Source organism: Ruegeria sp. BHSA191, from assembly GCF_059613325.1.
The window spans coordinates 12,885-34,043 of sequence record NZ_JBXWSH010000017.1 but is presented as its reverse complement, the minus strand read 5'-3'; the positions used below and the strand labels follow the sequence as shown (position 1 = coordinate 34,043).

Genomic DNA, 21,159 nt, shown 5'->3' with positions numbered 1-21,159 from the left:
AAGTAGTCATTCGACAGAACTAGTCGGATGTCTGCACCGAGCCCTTTCCGGAACTGACCCAGCCGAAGCCCTCGCAAATACAGCATAAACGCATCCGGTCCTGACCACTGCGGCGCAGAAGGAAGAGCTGCCATTCGTGACCGGTGCGGCGAGATCTCAGCCCCCATTGTCCGGGTTGCGGACGAACCCGACATTACATTCTTTCATCCACATTTTTGGCGGAAGCAGATAAACAGACCTTAGTTCGATTTAGGGAGTGCTCTGCATGCGTTATTTTATTGCCACCGCTTTACTGTTGTGGTCCGTCGCTCAGGCCCATGCGCAAACGTATGATCTCGTCATCGAGGGCGCGCGCGTTGTCGATCCCGAGACAGCGCTCGATCAGGTCAGAAATATTGGCATCACCGGCGATGAAATTTCGATTGTGACACCAGAGCCGATTACCGGCGCTTCGGTGATCGATGCAACGGGCCTCATCGCAGCGCCGGGTTTCATAGACCTGCATGCACATGGGCAAGACCGGTACAGCGAGAAAGTCTCGATTTTCGACGGCCGCACAACACAAATGGACCTCGAAGCGGGGGCGTTGCCGGTGTCTGACTACTTCGCCGCAAAGGCAGGTGTGTCCCTGTCCAACTACGGTGTTTCGGTGTCCCATGCCGCGGCACGCCTGATGGTGATGGACGGTATCGATGCTGAGGGCAGCCCGATGATGACCCACGCACTCCAGAAAGCAGGCGCGACGGGGAACTTGTGGGCCGTTCAACGGGCCAGCGACGCGCAACTGGACCAGATTGACGATCTGGTGAGACAGGGCGTGGAAGAAGGGGGGATCGGCATCGGCGTGATGGTGGGGTACTACCCGAATGCACAAAGCGAGGGTGTCACCCGCATGGCACAACTTGCCGCTGCGGAGGGCAGCTTCCTCACGACGCATCCCAGATATCTGAGCATCATCTCGCCTAGCGGCGTGCTTGGTCAGGAAGAGTTTGTGGCACTCGGCATGGCCTATGACGTGCCGATTTTGCTGCACCATGTTCCCACAAATGCATTGTCCGCTACAGAGCAGGCACTGGACATCATCGAAGCGGCCAACCGGAACGGCGGCAATATTCTCGGAGAGGCGTTTCCTTATGTAAGAGGATCGAGCTTCATCGCGGCGGAAATACTCGCCGAAGGCTGGCAGGAACGCACAGGTATGGATTACGACGATCTGATCTGGGTCGAGACCGGCGAAACGCTGACAGAAGAGACTTTTGAGAAGTATCGCCGAGAACGGCCCGATGGGTTCTTTCTGATGGAGCACATCATGCAAAAGGACATGCTGGCTGCAGTGCTTCACCCTGATATCATCATCGCAAGCGACGGCATGCCACTGGTCGATGACGCCGGAGCATCTCTACCTTTTGCAGCCCCTTTCGGCGTCGGGAATGGCCATCCGCGCAGCGCTGGGACTTTCGGTGCTTATTTGCGGATAGCAATTGACGATGGCCGTCTCACGATGCCGCAAATCATCGCCAAGACCGGCTTCATACAAGCGAAGTTTCTGGAGCCATTCGCCCCGGAGATGAGCAGACGCGGGCGACTGCAAGCCGGTGCATTTGCCGATATCACGATCTTCGACCCGGACACCGTCAAGGGCGTTGCAGGCTACACACCCGGAACCAACAGCCTGCCATCCGAAGGGTTTGTGCATGTCATCGTCAACGGGCAACCTGTCGTGACTGGTGGACAACTTGTCGAGGATGTTTTTCCGGGCGTTGCCATCAGAGCGAGCCGATAGCAGTCCGCCGGACCCGAGAATGCCGATCAATAATTTCTGGCCAAGAGACTTCCGGAACGGACTTCCGCCTTGGGCTCGAAGCGGACTACGCGCCGCAGAAATGCTGGTCGAGCCTTTGGTTCCCAAAGCGGTCCTTGGTCGAGAGACAGTAGATTGTCGACGTCGGCGCGGTGCTGACGCCAGGAGCGGGAGGGCCGGATGGAGACCCCATCATGTCCAGAATCCAGCTCCCGGCAACGCGACCCGTACGCCCGGCATGGAACAAGGGCCGACTTATCGGCCAGAAGCGACCGCTCCTGCCCAAGCAGGTTTGGGCCATTCGAGCCAGGCTTGAACTTGCCAATAACCTACGGGACCTGGCGCTGTTCAACCTTGCAATCGACAGCAAGCTCCGCGGGTGTGACCTCGTTCGTCTGCGCGTCAGTGACCTCGTCGTTGGCGGCTCAGTCCGAGACCGCGTGTCGGTCATACAGAGTAAGACGGGCAGGCCCGTTCAGTTCGAAGTCTCCGGGAATACGCGAAGCTCGGTTCTTGAATGGGTCATGTCGCCCCCGATGATCGGTTGCGGCGTCCTGTTTCCGAGCAGGTTCCACGGCTCGCCCCATCTCTCCACTCGACAGTACACCCGTCTTGTGAGGGACTGGGTGTCTGCGATCGGTCTCGATCCAAATGCCCATGGGACGCATTCCCTGCGGAGGACAAAGGCCGCGTTGATCTACCGGAAGACAGGCAACTTGCGCGCGGTCCAGCTTCTGCTCGGTCACACCAAGGTGGACAGCACGGTCAGGTACCTCGGCGTCGAACTCGACGACGCGCTGAGCATCGCAGAGAAGATCGAAATCTGAGAAAGTGGCGGGCGGCAGCGGTCGTCCGCCATTTCAAACCGGACTGCGATCACCTCTAGCGGGAGCGGCGGCTCCGAGCCCGAAGCCGACAAAGAGCGGTGGAAAAGGGGTACCCCGCTACTACGCGTCGTCGCCTTCGATAACGCGCATATCACGCAAAACGCCCAGGCGAGGTAGGATGGCCTGATACGTTGGGTCCTCGTAGGCAGCTATTGCTGCATCCGTGCTTTCGAACTCGATGATTATGGCGCGTTCATACTGACCGGCCTCGAATGTCTTTACAGGCATACCTCTGGCGATAAATCGCCCGCCCAAGGCCTCGATTGCTCGCCTCGCGTCGGCTGCATAGGACGCGAGATTTTTCTCGGTCGGCGGGGTTCTGTAGCAAACTACCAAGTATCCTTTGGGCAAGTTTCATCCTTTCAGCGTGTGGTTTCGCTGATTTTTCCTACACAGGTGAACTTGCGATCGCAATCGGCAGATCCGTCCCGCATGTGAGACATCAATCAGCCGCGCGGCAAACGACCGGTTCGGATCTGCTCTATCCATGCTTGCTCGAACGACCGCTTTCGGGAGATCGAGCTGCGCCGCAGCGACGAAAAAGATGATAGGCAGTAATCTGGGTGACTGGCCATGCCGCGGGCGCATCGGTCCGGATTGTCCCGCACACCAGTCATCTGATAAAAAGCCTCAGATGACTGAGACGAGCCCAAAGCGGACTGAAATGTGCTCGCCAAAATGAATTGCGGCGATAGACATACTCTTGAGCGGTCTAACCCATCACTAAATGCATTCACCGCCATCGATAACCAGGGCTTGCCCCGTCATAAAAGCGGATTCATCTGAAGCTAAATAGACAATCCCATGGCCAATCTCTTCAACTGTCGCCCATCGACTCATGGGGATCGCCTGCTCGATGTAGCTTTCCAGTTTGGCACGGCCTCCCATCTGCTTTTCGAAGCCTGCATTGAAAGGGGTGTCTACAAATCCTGGACATAGGGCATTGAAACGGATTGCATGGACAGCGTAGTCGGCTGCCATCTGCCGAACCATCGCAACAGCAGCGTGCTTTGTAGTCGCATAGGCGATCATACCCCGGTCATATTGAACCCCAGAATTGGAGGCCGTGACGATCACGCTGCCTCCACCTTGTGATTTCATATGGGCGACGGCTGCACGCGCGGCAATGAAGTGAGCGCGGACATTCAATGCCCAAGAAGCATCCATTCCATCTGGTTCCACTTCTTCCAGCGTTCCTTCGATCTGCAACCCAGCGTGAGAGTGCAACACGTCAAGCCGACCGAAGTTTTTAACTGCTTCGTCTATGGTTCTGGTAAGGGCATCGTCATCGGTCACATCAAGCTGTATGGCAGATGCTTGATTTCCCCGCGCTACGATCGCGGCCACAGTGGCTTCAGCAAGTGTTGCATCGCGATCGGTTACCACAACATGCGCACCCTCTTGTGCCATTGCCATTGAACCCGCCCGACCAATTCCTGATCCCGCGCCCGTCACGAGCGCGACCTTACCTGCAAGCCGCATGTCACTTGGCTCCTTTATTTAATTATTCGATTTTGAGGCGCCTCGGCGCAAAAGCAGCTGCGCTGCTACGAGCAACAAGAGCGACGCGCCCATAACCATAGTGCCGATGGCATTGATCTCGGGTGTTACGCCGCGCCGGATGGATGAGAATATGTAGATTGGCAGGGTTGTTTCTGAGCCAGCTACGAAGAACGCGATGATGAAATCATCAAATGAGAAAGTGAAGCTGAGCAGGAAGCCTGCCAAAATTGCCGGTGCTATCAACGGCAGGGTCACCTGTCGAAAGGTGCCCCAGGGCGTCGCAAAGAGGTCAGCCGAAGCTTCCATGAGCGCGCGGTCCATACCCGATAGCCTTGCACGTACGATGATTATGACCAGCGCCATTGTGAACATGGTGTGGGCGGCGACAAGCGTGGGCATCCCCATGGAAAGTTGCGGGGGATTTGCTCCATCGGGCCATAGGCTTGCAAGAAGCGGGTTTAGCCAGCCGAATACGGTGACCAGGGCAATGAGTGTCGCGATGCCGATGACGATACCGGGTATCATTATCGCAATATAAATCATCGCATCAAACAAAGTTCGGAGCCATCCCTTAACCCCTTGTAAAGCGATGGCCGCCATGGTTCCGAGAGTGGATGCGAGGCAAGCAGTTATTAATGCCGCAAGCAGACTGGTCTCGAGCGCGTCCATTACAAATGGGTTGTTCAGCGCTCTACCATACCATTGGGTCGAGAACCCCATGAACTGGCTTGCGTGTCGTCCGGCATTAAAGCTGAAAAGCGCGATGATGCCGATTGGAATATAGAGAAAAAGGTAGACGCAAATCGCGTATAAGCGCATCGGACCCTCACATCAGCGAGACATCTTCGCGCTGGCCACCCAGGCGCGAGATGAATTTCATGTAAATTGAGACAGTGACAAGCATTACGACAACCAGAGTCATTGCGACCGCCGATCCGTACGCCCAGTTCCGAGACTGCAGGAACAGGTCCACCAGCGCATTTCCGACGAAAAAGACCTTTCCGCCGCCCAAGATCGCTGGGATCAGAAACTCGCCCATCAGCAAGATGAAGACCAGCATGCAGCCAGTTGCGATACCAGGTACCGACAAAGGAAGTGTCACCTGACGGAACGTACGCCATGGGGTAGAGCCGAGATCAGCCGATGCTTCCAGAAGGCGTTTATCCAGTTTGTCTAAGCTTACAAAAATCGGGAAAACCATCAGAGGTAGATACCCATAGACAATCCCGACAAGCACAGCGAACGGCGTATTTATCAGGCGGATATCATCGATGCCGATCGACTCCAGTAAAGCGGGCAAGCCACGCCCCCCAAGGATGAAAATCCAAGCGTATGACCGGATCAGGATCGATGTCCAGAACGGCACGATCACTAGGATCAACAGCGAAGTTCTCCACTTTGGTGAACAACGCACTGCAAGAAAGTAGGCGAGCGGGTAGGCAATTACCAACGCAGCGATAGTCCCCAGAGGTGCAAGGATCAAAGTGTTCTTAAACGCCGTCCATCGCGCAGGAAGGTTGGCATATTGTTCCAACGTGAACGCTGGAACGTAGCCTCCGGCGGCACCCCGTTCGCCAAAGGAAAAGACGAAGACGACCAGCAGAGGAAGGGCTAGCATTACCAAAAGCCATATTCCTGCTGGAGCCAGCAACAGTGCTTTTCTGCCTCGTTCGGTCATTTTGTCCTCGTCTTTTCCGATATTGGCGGCCTTGCCGCTTAGGCCGACTTGAAGCGGGCGAGCAACTCGGCACGGTTTGGATCGGTTAGTGTAGCCGCCGCGCCGAACTCGAGTGCATTCAGAAGGTCAGCTGCCGGATAAAGGATCGGATCTTCCAGTAGTTCCTTCGGCAGCAACGCATTGGTGCGAGCATCAGCCGATGGATAGCCGTGGGCGAGGACTTCTTTCGCATTAACTTCCGGGTTCAGCAGGAAGTCGATCAAGGCATAAGCGGCATCCATATGGGGTGCGCCCTTAGGAATAGCGTAGTAGTCGGACCAGAGTTCACCGCCCTCAGTTCCCAGAACGTAGGCGATTTCAGGCATGTCGACATTCATCTGCTTGCCGTCACCTGTCCAGCACATCGTCATCCAGGCGTCACCGTTACGCATCGGTGGCTGATAATCCGACGAGATTGCAAACAGATGCGGTTTGGCATCCAGTAACAATTTCTCGGCATCCGCCAGTTCCTTCTCATCGACCGAGTTGAAGGAGTAGCCGAAGTATTTCAGGGCATTACCGATGGTGGTGAGTTGGTAATCATGCACCATTGTCCGGCCTGAGTAACCTTCCATAGTAAGGTCCCAGAACTCTTTCCATGTGGTTGGAGTCGGAGCGCCGTCAAGCTTGCTGGTGTTCACTGCAAAGCCAGTCGTGCCCCAGTTTTTTGGGACCGCGTAAAGCTGGCCATCGACAGAACCGGCATCGGAAAAGCGCTGTTCGAATGAACCTGCGTCGTAGTTTGGCAGTTTGGACGTATCGAGCGGGATGATCAGATCTTCACCCACATACGTAGTGATCGTGTAGTTGGTTGGAACGAAAACGTCCCAGCCAGACCCTCCAGCCTGTAGTTTTGCCAACATCTCTTCATTCGAGCCAAAAACATTGACCTGAACATGGGCGCCAGTGGCTTCCGTGAAGGCTTCGAAGTTCATCTCGTCATGGTAGTTCGGCCATGTGGCGAGGATCACTCGGTCGCCAATGTCCCCGGCAGCAAATGCCGGGCGTGGACGCAACCCAGGAATGGCCGTGCCCAGAACGGCCGTTGCCATCCCAAGACCTGTCACGCCTAAGAAATGTCGCCGTGTAACCGAACCCTTTTGGTACCGGCGAAGCTCTTCCATGAACTTTTGCTTGGAAATAGTCCCATTATCCTTGGTCATTGTGAACCTCTCTGTTGCTGGATTGCGGGATTTGTTATTTTTCCAGGATCAGCAGTGCGCCTTCGCCCCATGAAACAAAGGCCTGCTCTCCTGCATTGAACGTCCCCTCGTTCAATTCCGCTTGCCTTGGCACAAGTACATGGAAATCACCCAGTGCTTCGTTGCGCGCAAGGTATTCTGTGTGCTCCCCAAGGAAGATCCGATTTTGAATGGTAACTGGCAGAGCGATTTCAGCTGTGGGTAGCGCGCGGGTCAGCGTGATCTGTTCAGGACGGATACTAACGCACACTTCCTGCCCTGCATCTATTGGAATCTCCGGAGTTCCGTGCACCTTTTGGCCACTCGCTAAACGCACAGTGATTTGGTCGGCTGCTGAGTCAGTCACAGTTGCATCAAAGAAATTTGAGGTGCCTACAAATCCAGCCACGTAGCGGCTGCGGGGCATGTCATAGAGTTCGCGTGGGCTGCCAACCTGCACAATACTGCCGCCTTCCATCACACAAATTCGGTCGGACATTGAAAGCGCTTCTTCTTGGTCGTGCGTGACGAGGACAAAAGTTATCCCTAGTTGTCGTTGCAGGTTCTGCAGTTCAAACTGCATTTCTTTTCGAAGCTTTCGATCCAGAGCAGCCATTGGTTCATCAAGCAGCAAAAGCTTGGGCTCGTTTACGATCGCACGCGCCAAAGCGACGCGTTGCTGCTGACCACCAGACATCTCCCAGATGCGACGTGGGCCAAACCCACCAAGACGGACAGTTTCCAGCGCTTGCTCAACCTTTGTCGCGATTGTTTGTTTGTCTACGCGTGGTAGTTGTTGGCGCAGGCCGTACGCGATGTTGTCGAACACGCTTAGGTGAGGAAAAAGAGCATAGTGCTGAAACACCATGTTGACTGGGCGATGGTGCGCATCCAAGTCGTTGACGACTTCTCCATCGAGCAACACCTGACCTTCGGTTGGCTTCTCGAAACCTGCCAACATTCTAAGCGCAGTGGTTTTGCCGCAACCAGATGGGCCTAAGAACGACAGAAACTCTCCTTTCCCAATGGAAAGATTCAGGTCTTTGGCGGCGACCACATTCCCGAAGGTCTTGGTCACTCCTCGGAGTTCCGCAATCGTCTGCATGGTGACGCTCATGTCAAAGCTCATATACTGCCGTTTTCCTTTTGCTTGATTTTTTGGCATTTGTTGGCATACCACTCAAACAAGGAAAAAGTAACAATAACTCGGAATAACTGTATATACCACAATTGGGGTATAGAGGTGCTTTTCGAAAATCTGGAGCGGCGTGTGTACGATTGGATGGAAGAGGCCGGCAGGGTTGTGGAGAAGATCGGAACGCCAGAATTTCCATGTGCTTTGGCAGATGGCTTACGGCAGGTCGCACCATTTGATTTTACGGTGGTGTTTGGCCATGTTGGAACCGAAGCACCAATAGACCTTCACGACGATTTCCCCAAAAGCAAACGGCGTATTTTTGTTGAGGATTACCAAGCCGGGCCCTACGTACTTGATCCATTTTTTTTGGCCGCGACAAAACCAATAACACCGGGTCTGTACCGCATGCGCGATATCGCACCGGACAGGTTCTATCAGGGCGAATACTATCGCAGCTATTACAAAAGGACTGGGTTAGCAGAGGAGATTGGCTACTTTATCGATATCCCAGGCGCTGGGATGGTTGTGGTCTCGCTCATGCGAGCAGAGAAGCCTTTTTCCGCCAAGGAAATTCGTCATTTGCACGCTCTATGGCCGCTCGTTCGGGCAGCCTGTTGCAAACATTGGAGTGACTTTCCAACGATGGCCCGCGGCGCCGCAGCGAATGGCGTTAGTCGTCGCGTTGATCTAGCATTCCAGGCATTTGGCGATGGCGTTCTGACGCCACGAGAACGAGAAGTCGTTGAGTTCACATTGAAGGGCCATTCGGCAGAAGCTGTTGGCACAATTCTCGGCATCTCTCCAGGCACAGTCCGCATCCACAGACGCAACATTTACGCGAAACTTAGGATCAACTCGCAGGGCGAGCTTTTTTCAAAGTTCATTGAAAAGGCGCTTTAAAAGGTTCCTTGAACACCCACTTTATCCGTTTTGCCGACCTTGCTACCTTGTGACCCGGAAAACACCAAACATTTGGACGGCACTGTCTGATAGCCAAGGAACGCAAAGGGAGAGGGTTGGGACGCCTGGGACCCATGTTGGGCTAAATTAATACCCGAAAACGCTTTCGGGCCATTGTCTATCTAACCGGATCAGCCGTTTTAAAAATGGCGTCAAGATACGAAAGGCAAAATTTCATGGACGCACCAGTTATCCAGTTGATTTTTATGCTCATCTTGCTGGTTGTCGTGATCTGGCTTTATATCCTGCCGATCACGATGGCAGGGCGGCGCAACCGATCCGGTTTGATCTGGTTCCTGATCGGTCTGGTTGGATCACCTCTTTTGGCTATTCTTTTGCTGCTGGCTCTAGGTGACGCACCCGAACAACCAACAACCTAATTTTGGGACGATACCATCTGACACTCAAAAGGGCTTAACCGGAAGGTATCTGGACGCTCGTGAGCCATAACGTCCTGCTCAGCATGCAATAAGGGTGCCAATTGAGACACTATACTTCCGGAAGTGAAGACAACAAATCCTTCTCACTCTCCACAACCGTGTACTGTAAACTTAAGGTCGGCCGATTTGATTGGAGAACCACAGACCGCTTCGTCCGCAATTCGGACATCGATCGGTTTTCCCCGAACAACCGCTAAGCGGACTCTGCCGACATTCGATTTTTGCGCTTCGCTGACGCAGCATTCGTTCGCGTTCGCGGCGCAGATTTTGTTACGATGCAGCGTATGTCACCGAAGCAGTCGTTAAATGTCGCCATCCCGGCCGGGACAGAGACCACACATTCGCTGCCGCTTGATCCGACAACTTGGACACGGAAAAAGAGGATATTCCTGCCGCGCGTGTAAATGACTGAATGCAGTCCTCACACGACGATATGCTGCGCAGAAAATCGATTTGTTTCCGGCTTGCGTCCACATTCTGGATATATCAGTCACCTATCGGACACGACTGACTTCAAATGATCAACAAATAGTCGGAGTGGCACCATGTTACGGTACTCGCGTGGAAAATAAATAAAAGTGCCAGGTGTTTTGCCGACATGGGATTCAAGAACAGTGACCAAATTTCCAGATGCGATTTCTTCTGCACAATAGTCACGGAAGGTGAAGATAAACCCGTGACCAGCTTTGGCCAGATCGACCACTGACGGCAGTGTGTTGACGATTATTTTGCCGCCAACATCCACGGTGTAGTCGTTGCTATCTTGCGAAAACGTCCAGGGCGCTATCTGTCTCGACGTGGGGAAACGGTAGCGGATGCACTCGTGATCAAGCAGGTCAGCAGGCGTGTGGGGGACGCCATGACGCTCCAAATAATCCGGGCTGGCCAGAACCGCCAAGGGCTCGGACCGGGTGAGGCGCACAGCCACCATGTCCGGCGCGATGCGGTCCCCAAGCCGGAAGCCAGCATGGAGCTCTTCTCCGAGCAAATCCGTCAATGCATCCGTGAAGAGCATCTCGATTTCGATCTCGGGATACGCTGTGCGAAAGCTAGGCAAGGCAGCCCCAACATGCATTGAATAGGCGAAATCGGTCATTGCTAGACGCAGTGATCCGCGTGGGGCGTGCCCAACAGACCGCGCGGTTTCCACCGCATCTGAGAGCTGATCAAAAGCAGGGGCTGCACCACGCAGAAGAGCACGGCCCGCGTCGGTCAGACTGATCGAGCGTGTTGTCCTGATGAACAGGGCGGTCCCAAGCTGCGCTTCCAGTGTTTTCAACTGATGGCTGACTGTTGATGGCTGCAAATTCAGACGGGTCGCCGCGCCTTTGAACGATCCTTCTCGGGCGATGGCGTCAAAAATTTCCAAGGTCGAGAGCGGTAGACGCATTATTCGATTTCATACACTTTAATGTTGGATAATAGCTATATTATCGAAGCCCATTCTCCAAGCTATTTCTTTTCTAAGCGAAACGAACATAGATGGAGAGCCCCCCATGGCGACGATCAATCTGCAAAACAAACCAGAGATTAAGGGTGTCATCACAGAAGCGGTCAGTTTTGACAGCCATGGCGCAACACTGAAAGGCACGCTCTACAAACCGGCAAATGCACATGGCGCAATACCGGGCGTCATCGTGACCGGGGCGTGGACCACGGTGAAAGAACAGATGCCCGGCACCTATGCGCGTGAACTGGCGGCGCGGGGCTTTGCCGCTCTGGCCTTCGATTTCACAGGCTGGGGTGAAAGCGAGGGTGCGCCCCGTTATGTAGAAGACCCAGTTACCAAGACAGCCGACATCAAGGCCGCAACAGACTTCATGGCGGGGCGCGATGATATCCAAACCATTTCCGGCCTCGGCGTCTGCGCCTCTTCCGGTTATATGGCTGAGGCTGTTGCAGACGATGCCCGCCTGAACAAGCTCGCCCTTGTGGCCCCATGGCTGCATGATGCACCGATGGCTGAGGGCATCTATGGGGGTGCAGAGGCTGTTGCAGGCATGATCGCGGCAAGCGAGGCTGACGACGCTGCGGACACTGTACTGCTTGGAGCAAGTGCGACTGACGCAAACTCCGTAATGTATCAGGCTCCTTACTATACCGAAGAAGATCGTGGTCTGATCCCTGCCTATGACAACAAGTTCTCGGTGGCGTCGTGGAAACCCTGGTTGACCTATGACGCACAAGCTTCGGCGGACCGACTGATAAAACCAGTCCTGATGGTCGGCTCTCCTTCGATTGCCCTGCTGGCTGGCGCTGAAGCCTATGAGGCACGCACCAAAGCGCCGCTGGAAAAGCTGTGGCTTGGTGACGATGTGACCCAATTCGATTTCTACGACCGTGTGGATGCTGTGAAGGCCGCGTCTGATGCCGTCGCTGACTTTCTGAACGCATAACCCAGAGGAGACCCAGAACATGTCTGATCAAGAATTCACCAATCGTCGCGCATTTCTGACTGGCGGGGGGATTGTCCTCGCCGGGGCCGCGATGGCCGGAGCCGCCGCGGCCAACACACTCACCCCGTCTGACCCCGCGACCACCGCAAATCTAGAAGGCCGCTTTGCTGGCAAAGTCGTGGCCATCACCGGCGGCAATTCTGGCATCGGCAAAGCCACAGCGGATGCCTTCGCAATGGAAGGGGCCAAAGTCTATATCACCGCCCGGCGCGACGCCTTGGGCAAAGAGGTAGAAGCCGAGATCCGCGCCAAAGGTGGTGACGTGACTTGGATGGTGACGGATGTGCGCGATCCAGCGCAGGTAGAACGCTTCATCTCAACCATCGTTGCTGACGCCGGCCGTCTGGACGTGCTGTTCAACAATGCGGGCATCTTCATGACCCCGGCGCTGATCGAGGACATCCCCGTGGAAGAGTTCCAAGATCATATGGCCACCAATGTCGAGGGCGTCTTCTATGGCATGAAATTTGCGATCCCGCAGATGAAAGCTCAGGGCGGCGGCTCCATCATCAATATGGCATCGGTCGCTGGGCATCGTGGCTTCGGCTTCACGGGTCATTACAGCGCCTCCAAACACGCCGTACGCGGCCTGACCAAGGCTGGGGCAAATGTGTCTGCCAAAGATAACATCCGCATCAATTCCATCTCACCTTTGGCCGTGGACACGCCGATGCTTCAAGAGAGCTTTGAGTATCAAGGCGTGACCTACGAGGGCATGGCCCCCAACTTTGTCACCCCTCGCATCATGACAGCCCACGAAATGGCAGTCGGTGTGATGTTCCTCGCCTCTGACGAAGCCAGCTCGATCAACGGCACGGATTTGGACGCGACGGGCGGTCAGCTCGCCTGATCTGCCACAAGGGAAAAACCAATGTCTGTAGAAATCACAAACGTCGTTCAGGGCTTCTTTGAGGCCGTGGACACCAGAAACTGGGATGCAGCGGAAGCCTTGATGACCAATCCGTTTCATCTGGATTACTCCAGCTATGGTGCTGGCCCTGCGGCAGACCTTGCTCCCACCGACATTCTGTCCGGGTGGCAATCTGTCTTGCCCGGCTTTGATGCAACGCATCATCAGCTTGGCCGGCTGATTATCGAGGAAACCGGCGATCGGGCGCAGGTTCGTGCCTATGTCACGGCGGACCATCAGATCGCAGGTGCTGAAAATGGTGAGGTTTGGACAGTCTACGGCAGCTATGTGCTGACACTGACCAAAGAAGGCTCTGACTGGAGACTGCGCGGCAACACGTTCCAGTTCAAATTCCAGACCGGCAACACGGACCTCCCCGCATTGGCGCAATCCCGCGCCGCAGCTTGACCCCCCAGACGATAAGGAAATCAAAACATGAAAACGCTCATTTCAACCGCACTCTTCGTGGCTACCGCATCTGTTGCATTGGCCGAGATGTCCGATGAGCAGCAGGTTCTGAACGCTATCAACAATGTCGGCTATTACGCTGATCAAGGTGATTGGGATCAAGTCGCTGCCCAGTTTCATCCAGAAGGCGCTGTGCTGGACTACACCTCTTATGCCAACGCGTCTGCTGGCACCTCTGCTGAACTCCCCACACTTCTGCCCGCAGAAATCGTTGGTGCATGGCAGACGGTTCTGCCCGGCTATGACCGGACTCACCACCTGATGGGCACTGAAAGCGTGCAGATCGACGGCGATACCGCCACCACCACAGCGAACATCTACGCCACACATATCCTTGAAAATGACGGCGAGGATACATGGGTGTTCATTGGTGACTACCAGCATGAACTGGCGAAGACCGACGACGGCTGGAAGATCACTTTCATGCGCGCAAACCTACGGGCGCAACTGGGCAACGAAAATCTGCCTGCCCTAGCCACCGCACGTGTCGCTGCTGGCAACAACTGATCGTCAAAACAGGAGCAAGTCCAATGCTGAAGCACATAACAGTCTCTCTTGCACTGATTGCCGTCCCTGCGTTGGCAGAGGATTTGCCCCAAGCCATCTCCTGCTATCAGGACAGCGCAAACGCAAAAGACATTGATGCCTATATGGGGTGTTTCACATCTGATGCCGAAATGATCGACGTCTCTCGCTCCTTCAATGGAGCGGAGGCCATCCGTGCTTGGGCATTGCGAGAGGTCATCCCCGGTGGGGACACTTTCGCACATCGCGAAATTCTGGAGCAACAAGAGGGCTACGCCAAGACCGAGGTGAACTGGCTGAGTTGGATCGTCCACTATTCCTATTGGTGGAACGAAGAGGGCCAGATCACCCGCATGTCCCTTCAATACGCAGATTAAGGGAGGCGACACCATGGCACGCGCACTTGTAACAGGCGGCAATAGAGGGATCGGCCTCGCTATCGCAGAGGGTTTGGTCTCTAAGGGTCATGATGTTGTGATCGGTTGTCGTGACCTGTCCAATGGGGAAAAGGTTGCACGCAAGATCGGCGCAACAGCCGTCAGCCTAGATGTTGCAGAAACTGCCAGCATCGTCAGGGCGGTGGAGGAGACCTCCGACATAGACATTCTGGTGAACAACGCCGGGGTGCTGGGGGCCGATTCGGTTCTGAGCGACCCTTCTGATTTTGATGAAGCAATGAAGGTGATGGTGCATGGTCCCATGTTGCTCATGCACTTACTGACACCGGTCATGAAGGATCGGAACTACGGGCGCGTCGTCAATGTCTCATCGGGTTGGGGCGCTTTCTCTGATGGTGTGTCTGGCCCCGGCGCTTATGGCGTTGCCAAGGCAGCACTCAATGCTTTGACGGCAGCGTCGGCACGCAGCTTGCCTAACACAGTAAAGGTCAATGCGATGTGTCCCGGTTGGGTTCGTACTCGGATGGGAGGAATGGGGGCGACCCGTTCTCCTGCTGAAGGAGCGGACACTGCCATTTGGTTGGCCACGTTGGACACTGATGGACCAACAGGCGGCTTTTTCCGTGATCGCAAGAAAATCGAATGGTGAGAATATGGAACGCTACCCTGAAATACAGGCATTCATTGCGGATTGGTTTCAGCGGTTTGACCGCCTTGATCCCGTTGATGCCTTTTTGCCCAATTTGCATCCAGATGTCGTTTGGGACATGCCGGATGTTAACGAAGCACTTCATGGCCACGCGCGTTTTAAGGATTGGTATGCAAACATCCTGAATACGTTCGCCCGTCCAACGGAACACGATCTCAGCGACATCCAAGTCACGGATAAAGAGGTGAGCTTCTCTGTTGAGCTACGGGCAAAGCTGCTCGACGGGTCCGCACTCAACGTCACCGCGCATGAGCAGTGGCGCTACGAAATTGACAGGGATGGCCAGCCCATAATCACACACTACGCCGTTCAAATATAAACCAGGATCCACGATGAAAATCCTTGTACTCACTGCACACCCCAATCTTGAAAACTCCCAAATCAACAAGGTTTGGTTTGATGCGCTATCATCAGCAGCAGGCGTAACGGCCCGGAATCTGACCGAGATCGGAGGTCCGACAATGACCTTTGATATTGAAGCGGAGCAGGCAGAGCTCCTGTCTCATGACAGGATCATCTTTCAGTTTCCGTTCTACTGGTATTCTGCGCCGCCGGTGCTGAAGGCGTGGATGGACCAAGTATTGAGCTATGGCTTCGCCTACGGACCCGGTGGCGACAAGCTGAGTGGTCGTGAATTTCTGCTGCTTGTTTCCACAGGCGGGCCTGCGGATAGCTATCATGCTGGAGGCTATAACAATTTTTCCATGGATGAGTTTTTGAAGCCATTCCAGCAAACAGCGCTGCTCGCACACATGCGCTATCTTCGTCCTTTTGTATTTCACGGCATGGCACGAGCGGCCGCCGATGAAATCGAGGCAAGTGTTCTCCCCATGTTGCAGCACATCTCTGATCCGGAGCTTGATCCTGCGGCGCGGCAAGCGCGTTTGCTGAAGGAATTGGAAGCTGATCCTGAGAAAGCGGCAGCCGTCAGTTAGATCTTGAACACGGTGACCGCACGGCCTGTCATTTAACTTGCAGCAAAGGCAGTATTGCAATCGTTACACAAGGACCGTCACCTATGCGCGACATGCACGATTTGAACCAATGGCTGGTGGCGGACGGCCGACTGACGGGCGACGCCACAAAAATCGTGGGTACTTATTGCTCGGTCCTTGTGTCGCTTGGTGTCCCGTTAACGCGGGTACGTATTGCTCAAAGTTATTTGAATCCGCTTCTGAGTGCTTGGGGTATTATTTGGACGCCAGAGAAGACTGAACGCTATACCGTACGAGCAACCGTTTTAGACACAAGTGCTTGGCGTGGCAGTCCATTCGAGTACGTCATCAACACCGGAAAAACACTGCGACAAAGGCTTAAAGGTCAGGATCTAAGCAAGGCTCATTCGGTTTATGCTGACCTGGCAGCAACAGGTGCGACGGATTTTCTATCGGTTCCTCTGGCTTACGGCGACGGCTCGATCCAAGGGACAAGCTTCACCACCCATGCAGAGGCCGGGTTTTCGAATGAGCATATTGGTCTAATCGAAGGGTCAAGACATGCGCTTGCGGCGGCATTGGAGCCGGTAGCAATGCGTGAGTCTCAAACCAGTCTGCTGTCAACTTACTTGGGGGGTGAACCTGCCAGAGAAATTGGCTTGGGCAAAATCAAACGCGGTGAACACAAGACCATGTCGGCTGCGATTATCTTTGCAGATATGCGTGGGTTTACTCGCAAGTCAGGGGTGTTGTCAGAAGAGCGGTTGTTGACGGTAATGGGCAACTACTTCGAGATGGTTGTTTCGGCGATCCAAGACAATGGTGGAGTTGTTTTGAAGTTCATGGGAGACGGGATTCTGGCTTATTTTAATGGGGACCACGATGCTGATTCCGCCTGCGCAGCAGCGGCGGCATCTGCTTTACAATCCCTGTCGAAACTAAAACAGCATAATACCGATGAGGTGAAACAAGGACGCGAGCCGATCGACTTCGTGATTGGCGTGGACTTTGGAGAAGTGACGTTTGGAAATATCGGAAGCCCTGACAGATTAGACTTCACCGTCGTTGGCCAAGCGGTGAACGTCGCAAGCCGCATTCAAGACATGTGCAAGACATTGGGTCGAAGTACGCTTCTCACCAAACGAGTTGCGGACCGGGCCGACATCAATGCCAAATCTATTGGCTTGCATTCTGTTAGAGGCATACCTGTTGACATCGAACTGTTCACGCTCGCCTAGCGGTTTGTTTCGACAGTTCAGAACCCGCATCAGCAGACTTGCCCTGAGATCTGTGAATTGGCAGCGATTGCGTTCGCTGCGCCAGGCATCAATGGCTGGTTTGTCCGCCGCAAAGCGGCGTCTGGGATCGAATAACTGCAGCTATTTTCCTGCTACGAGCGCACGCAGCACAAAATACGAATTCACAGGTTGGGCTCGAAGAAGACGTTCGCTGCACTTTGTATGAGTGTCTGCTATTCTTAGCTACCGGTCGTTCCGTCATGCCCGAACCTGAGACTTTGAAGCGCCAGTTCCAATGATTGGTGTGGTATATTTAGTGGTATGTATCTTAATTTCTGAGATTTTATAAAATATTAACAAATAGTTATATAAAAAGTATTGTTGCTCCTCGGTCCGCCACTTGGTAAAATCCAGCCGGTGACTTCCAAGAGAAACTTTTCAAGTCGGCGACTGTCTTTCTCCCCCAAGACAATCTGGAAGGTGCCGACACTCCCGGCCGCAATGCACTTTAAATGCGCGGTGTGACCCTGTCGTTCGGCGGAAGCAATACAAAGAGTGATGGACTGGCATCGGATTTCTTTGCGGCATCCAAAACGCCGGTCGGTGCGGCCTTCTGGCAGACGGGAGGCGGCCCTTTCGGGTTCTGGAAGAACCGGCCTGCCCCGCGGCGTTGCATCTGGACTGGGGCAGGTGAATAGCCGTTTGATTTGACCCGTCACTTTGCAAGAGCTCACATCCTCGTGGGGGGCACTTCTGCTGCAAGTCGTTCGGGCTGAGCGGCGCAGACTCCGGTTCGCAGTACATGGAACTGGCGCCGAAGCGCCGCGAATTCGACGGGTAACGTGGCTGTAAACCGGCCGAAGATTTCCTTCCGGTGGCCTGCATGACGGCGCGTACCGTTTAGCAGCGTTTACGAGATCTAATCAGGGCGAGCGGCAATTCGGGCGGCGACATCAAGATGTTTTTATGTTGAACTGGGCAACCAGTGCTGCTTGCCCCTCTTTCTGGGCGAAAGAGAAAAAGTTCTCTGTGTTTGCGGGAGGAAAATGATGTTTGGAACAACACGAAATTTGATCGCAGCGACCGCCACGTGTGCGGTTGCGTTTGTCATCGGGGCAGATTCGGCCCGGGCCCAGCAAGGCGATTGGTCCTATCAGGCGACGATCTACCTGTTCATGCCGGAAACCAAGACCGGCCTCGACACGCCCGCAGGAGGCGTAGAGGGCACGTTGAGCTTCTCGGACGCGCTGAGCAACTTGGATCTGGCCTTCATGGGTACATTTTCCGCGACCAACGGGCGCTGGACCCTGTTGGCGGACTACAACTACACGGACCTGTCGTTCGGAACCGATACGCCCGGACCGATTTTCTCGGGTCTCGACACCTCGGCAACAACACAATTCCTCAGCGCCTATCTGGGCTATCGGGTCTACGAGGATCCGACCGTTCAACTGGATCTGGCGGGTGGTCTGCGCTGGTTCAGTACTGAAACTACCTTCACGCTTCGGCCCGGTTCCGCGCCGGGTGGTACAAGTTCGGTCGACAATAGTTGGACCGATGCGGTGATTGCAGCGCGGGCGCGTTTCGTCCTGTCCGAACGGTGGACCGGCACCGCCTTTTTCGATTATGGCGGCTTTCAGAGTGACAGCGAAACCTGGCAGGTGCTGCTGACGGCGGATTATGCTTTGAACGAAAGGTGGCTGATCCGGGGTGGCTATCGCTACATCTCCTTTGATCACGTCCTGAACGGCAACGACTTCACGTTCAGCCAATCTGGGCCAGTGATCGGGGCGACTTACCGTTTCTGACGACTTTTCAGGGTCTTTAGGTGGTCATCTGGCCCCAAGGCAAGTTTCTCAGACTTGCGCTGCCTCACTGTGATACTCTGTGAGTCGAGCCTGCGGCAAAGACCGGTCGCACAAAACGGAAATGGGGGGACCAGATGTTTAGAGTGACCGCGATACTCGCCGGATTGATAGCCTTGCCAACCTCGGGTTTTGCGGATGCCGTTCCCAGCAAGGAGGCTGCCGAAGGCACTTTCGCCGAAGCACCGTTTTCGCCTTATGCAAATCGTACTTTTCCCGAACGTCCGTTGTGGGGCGATACACATCTGCACACGTCCTTGTCATTGGACGCCGGCGCTTTCGGCAATACGCTCGGTCCGGATGAGGCGTGGCGATTTGCGAAGGGCGAGCAGGTAATCTCTTCGACAGGTCAGCCGGTGCGCCTTGCGCGGCCTCTCGACTGGATGGTTCTGACCGATCACACCGACTTGATGGGGTTTGCGCCTGACCTGCAGGCGGGCAAGCCGGGTGTGCTGGCTGATCCGAAGGGGTTGCAATGGTACCAGGGCTACAAGGCTGGCGGGGAAGAGGCCGCCAAGGCCGCCTTTGATATCATCACCAATTTTTCGCAAATGACCCTGCCCGAGGTGCTGCTGGAATCCTACAGCCCCGGCGCCGATGCATTTGCCTTTACATGGGAGCAGATCGTTCTGGCCGCCGAACGGCACAACGATCCGGGCAATTTCACCGCTTTCATTGGGTTCGAATGGACTTCGGTACCCAAGGGGTTCAACCTGCACCGCAACGTCATGCTGCGGGACGGGCCGATCCGAGCGCTGCAGGTGGTGCCACCGGTCACACAACCGCCCTACGGGGATACGGATCCCAAGGCGCTCTATGCTTGGTTGGAAGACTATCAGGCCCGGACCGGCGGACGGGCTTTGGCCTTTGCGCATAATGGCAATCTGTCCAACGGCTGGATGTTTCCGACCGAAGACACCTATCACGGTGGCAAGGTCGACGAAGAATACGTCAAGAACCGTGCCAAGTGGGAGCCGCACTACGAGGTGACGCAGATTAAGGGCGACGGAGAGGCGCATCCCTTTCTCAGCCCGGATGATGAATTCGCCGACTACGAGAATTGGGATGTGGGCAATCTGGATATTACGCAACTGAAAACCGACGACATGTTGGCCGGCGAATACGCGCGCGAGGCGCTGAAACGCGGATTGATGCTCGAAGAGAAATTCGGCGTAAACCCCTACAAGTTCGGAATGGGCGGCGCCACCGACAGCCATACTTCGTTGACCACAGCGGAGGAGGAAAACTATTTCGGAAAATCCGTCAGTGCGGAACCATCGCCGACCCGTGTGCTGCACCCCTTCGTCGAAAGCGAGTTGGGCGCGTTCGAAGGGCACACGCTGGTGGCCTCGGGCTACACGGCGGTCTGGGCGTCGGACAACACGCGCTCGGCCATTTTCGACGCGTTCAAGCGGCGCGAAACCTATGCCACGACCGGGCCTCGGATCGGGCTGCGGTTCTTTGGCGGATGGGATTTTGTTGAGGACGATTTGCTGACGCGTCTGGTGGCCGATGTAGGCTATACCAAGGGCGTACCCATGGGCAGTGATCTCCGCCCGCGCGAGGGTGAGGGTGCACCGACCTTCCTGATCGGGGCATTGCGCGATCCGATCGGCGCCAACCTGGACCGTGTCCAGGTGGTCAAGGGCTGGTTGGACGCCGAGGGTGAGATGCAGGAAAAGGTGTTCGACGTTGTTTGGTCAGGGGATCGAGAGCCGGACGCAAATGGCAAACTGCCCCCGGTCGGAAATACGGTCGATCTGGACACCGCAAGCTGGACCAACACGATCGGCGCGTCCGAGCTGGTGACCGTCTGGACCGATCCCGAATTCGATCCGGCAGCCCGGGCTTTCTACTATGTCCGGGTATTGGAAATCCCGACCCCACGCTGGGTTCTGTACGACAAGCTGCGCTTTGACCTTGAGCTTCCCGAGGAGGCGCAGCTAGTGCATCAGGAGCGCGCCTATTCGTCGCCGATCTGGTACACACCGGAGGGATGACCGGTTGTCGAAAGTGTTTCAGCCGGGC

The 21,159-nt window shown here is 55.1% G+C and carries 22 protein-coding genes; 15 read left to right on the top strand and 7 right to left on the bottom strand.

Annotation, left to right across the window (positions count from 1 at the left end; genetic code table 11):
- Positions 1 to 265: 265 nt before the first annotated feature.
- Positions 266 to 1,783 carry an amidohydrolase family protein gene (locus AC2FNS_RS15030; RefSeq protein WP_496713457.1) on the top strand — a complete coding sequence of 506 codons (1,518 nt, stop codon included), beginning with the start codon at positions 266 to 268 and terminating at the stop codon, positions 1,781 to 1,783.
- 212 nt (positions 1,784 to 1,995) lie between these two features.
- Positions 1,996 to 2,628, top strand: coding sequence for a tyrosine-type recombinase/integrase (locus tag AC2FNS_RS15025; RefSeq protein WP_496713455.1), 633 nt, complete (start codon positions 1,996 to 1,998; stop codon positions 2,626 to 2,628).
- Positions 2,629 to 2,748: 120 nt separating this feature from the next.
- On the opposite strand, the gene AC2FNS_RS15020 is transcribed toward AC2FNS_RS15025, so the two are convergent.
- The 6 genes from AC2FNS_RS15020 to AC2FNS_RS14995 form a co-directional block, all read right to left on the bottom strand.
- Entirely contained in the window at positions 2,749 to 3,024 is a 276-nt protein-coding gene (locus AC2FNS_RS15020; protein ID WP_496713468.1) for a DUF1330 domain-containing protein, read from the bottom strand.
- Between the two features lie 387 nt (positions 3,025 to 3,411).
- A complete protein-coding gene (locus tag AC2FNS_RS15015; protein WP_496713453.1) occupies positions 3,412 to 4,170 on the bottom strand; it encodes an SDR family NAD(P)-dependent oxidoreductase in 759 nt (252 codons plus the stop codon).
- 18 nt (positions 4,171 to 4,188) lie between these two features.
- Complete coding sequence (locus AC2FNS_RS15010) at positions 4,189 to 5,010, bottom strand: ABC transporter permease (RefSeq protein WP_093962200.1); 822 nt, start codon at positions 5,008 to 5,010, stop codon at positions 4,189 to 4,191.
- A gap of 7 nt (positions 5,011 to 5,017) precedes the next feature.
- Entirely contained in the window at positions 5,018 to 5,869 is an 852-nt protein-coding gene (locus tag AC2FNS_RS15005) for an ABC transporter permease (RefSeq protein WP_093962199.1), read from the bottom strand.
- 38 nt (positions 5,870 to 5,907) lie between these two features.
- On the bottom strand, positions 5,908 to 7,071 hold the full coding sequence (locus AC2FNS_RS15000; protein ID WP_093962198.1) for an ABC transporter substrate-binding protein: 1,164 nt from the start codon (positions 7,069 to 7,071) through the stop codon (positions 5,908 to 5,910).
- Between the two features lie 34 nt (positions 7,072 to 7,105).
- On the bottom strand, positions 7,106 to 8,206 hold the full coding sequence (locus tag AC2FNS_RS14995; protein WP_496803902.1) for an ABC transporter ATP-binding protein: 1,101 nt from the start codon (positions 8,204 to 8,206) through the stop codon (positions 7,106 to 7,108).
- Positions 8,207 to 8,371: 165 nt separating this feature from the next.
- Between AC2FNS_RS14995 and AC2FNS_RS14990 the strand changes: the two genes are divergently transcribed.
- A complete protein-coding gene (locus tag AC2FNS_RS14990; RefSeq protein ID WP_170343062.1) occupies positions 8,372 to 9,127 on the top strand; it encodes a helix-turn-helix transcriptional regulator in 756 nt (251 codons plus the stop codon).
- 236 nt (positions 9,128 to 9,363) lie between these two features.
- Positions 9,364 to 9,567, top strand: coding sequence for a hypothetical protein (locus AC2FNS_RS14985; protein ID WP_058283652.1), 204 nt, complete (start codon positions 9,364 to 9,366; stop codon positions 9,565 to 9,567).
- Between the two features lie 550 nt (positions 9,568 to 10,117).
- Here the strand turns inward: AC2FNS_RS14985 and AC2FNS_RS14980 are convergent.
- Positions 10,118 to 10,996 carry a LysR family transcriptional regulator gene (locus tag AC2FNS_RS14980; protein WP_496797833.1) on the bottom strand — a complete coding sequence of 293 codons (879 nt, stop codon included), beginning with the start codon at positions 10,994 to 10,996 and terminating at the stop codon, positions 10,118 to 10,120.
- 127 nt (positions 10,997 to 11,123) lie between these two features.
- Here AC2FNS_RS14980 and AC2FNS_RS14975 point away from each other — a divergent pair, with 127 nt between their 5' ends.
- The 11 genes from AC2FNS_RS14975 (at position 11,124) to AC2FNS_RS14925 (ending at position 21,131) form a co-directional block, all read left to right on the top strand.
- Entirely contained in the window at positions 11,124 to 12,023 is a 900-nt protein-coding gene (locus AC2FNS_RS14975; RefSeq protein ID WP_496797832.1) for an alpha/beta hydrolase, read from the top strand.
- 19 nt (positions 12,024 to 12,042) lie between these two features.
- Positions 12,043 to 12,933 (top strand): SDR family oxidoreductase, encoded by an 891-nt coding sequence (locus tag AC2FNS_RS14970; protein WP_168610498.1) that lies wholly within the window; start codon positions 12,043 to 12,045, stop codon positions 12,931 to 12,933.
- A gap of 21 nt (positions 12,934 to 12,954) precedes the next feature.
- Complete coding sequence (locus AC2FNS_RS14965; protein ID WP_496797831.1) at positions 12,955 to 13,401, top strand: nuclear transport factor 2 family protein; 447 nt, start codon at positions 12,955 to 12,957, stop codon at positions 13,399 to 13,401.
- A 27-nt stretch (positions 13,402 to 13,428) separates the two neighbouring features.
- Complete coding sequence (locus tag AC2FNS_RS14960) at positions 13,429 to 13,968, top strand: nuclear transport factor 2 family protein (RefSeq protein ID WP_168610496.1); 540 nt, start codon at positions 13,429 to 13,431, stop codon at positions 13,966 to 13,968.
- Between the two features lie 23 nt (positions 13,969 to 13,991).
- Positions 13,992 to 14,363 (top strand): hypothetical protein, encoded by a 372-nt coding sequence (locus AC2FNS_RS14955; protein ID WP_496797830.1) that lies wholly within the window; start codon positions 13,992 to 13,994, stop codon positions 14,361 to 14,363.
- Positions 14,364 to 14,376: 13 nt separating this feature from the next.
- Positions 14,377 to 15,033, top strand: a complete 657-nt coding sequence (locus AC2FNS_RS14950) for an SDR family NAD(P)-dependent oxidoreductase (protein ID WP_496797829.1) — start codon at positions 14,377 to 14,379, stop codon at positions 15,031 to 15,033.
- Positions 14,984 to 15,412: a nuclear transport factor 2 family protein gene (locus tag AC2FNS_RS14945; RefSeq protein ID WP_496797828.1), complete on the top strand. Its 429-nt coding sequence runs from the start codon at positions 14,984 to 14,986 to the stop codon at positions 15,410 to 15,412. The genes AC2FNS_RS14950 and AC2FNS_RS14945 overlap by 50 nt, the downstream gene beginning before the upstream one ends.
- A 13-nt stretch (positions 15,413 to 15,425) precedes the next feature.
- Positions 15,426 to 16,028: an NAD(P)H-dependent oxidoreductase gene (locus AC2FNS_RS14940; protein WP_496797827.1), complete on the top strand. Its 603-nt coding sequence runs from the start codon at positions 15,426 to 15,428 to the stop codon at positions 16,026 to 16,028.
- Positions 16,029 to 16,111: 83 nt separating this feature from the next.
- Positions 16,112 to 17,266, top strand: a complete 1,155-nt coding sequence (locus tag AC2FNS_RS14935; protein WP_496803901.1) for an adenylate/guanylate cyclase domain-containing protein — start codon at positions 16,112 to 16,114, stop codon at positions 17,264 to 17,266.
- A 1,049-nt stretch (positions 17,267 to 18,315) separates the two neighbouring features.
- Positions 18,316 to 19,074 (top strand): porin family protein, encoded by a 759-nt coding sequence (locus tag AC2FNS_RS14930; protein ID WP_496679139.1) that lies wholly within the window; start codon positions 18,316 to 18,318, stop codon positions 19,072 to 19,074.
- A 134-nt stretch (positions 19,075 to 19,208) separates the two neighbouring features.
- Positions 19,209 to 21,131 carry a DUF3604 domain-containing protein gene (locus AC2FNS_RS14925; protein ID WP_496679138.1) on the top strand — a complete coding sequence of 641 codons (1,923 nt, stop codon included), beginning with the start codon at positions 19,209 to 19,211 and terminating at the stop codon, positions 21,129 to 21,131.
- The last annotated feature ends 28 nt before the right edge of the window (positions 21,132 to 21,159 follow it).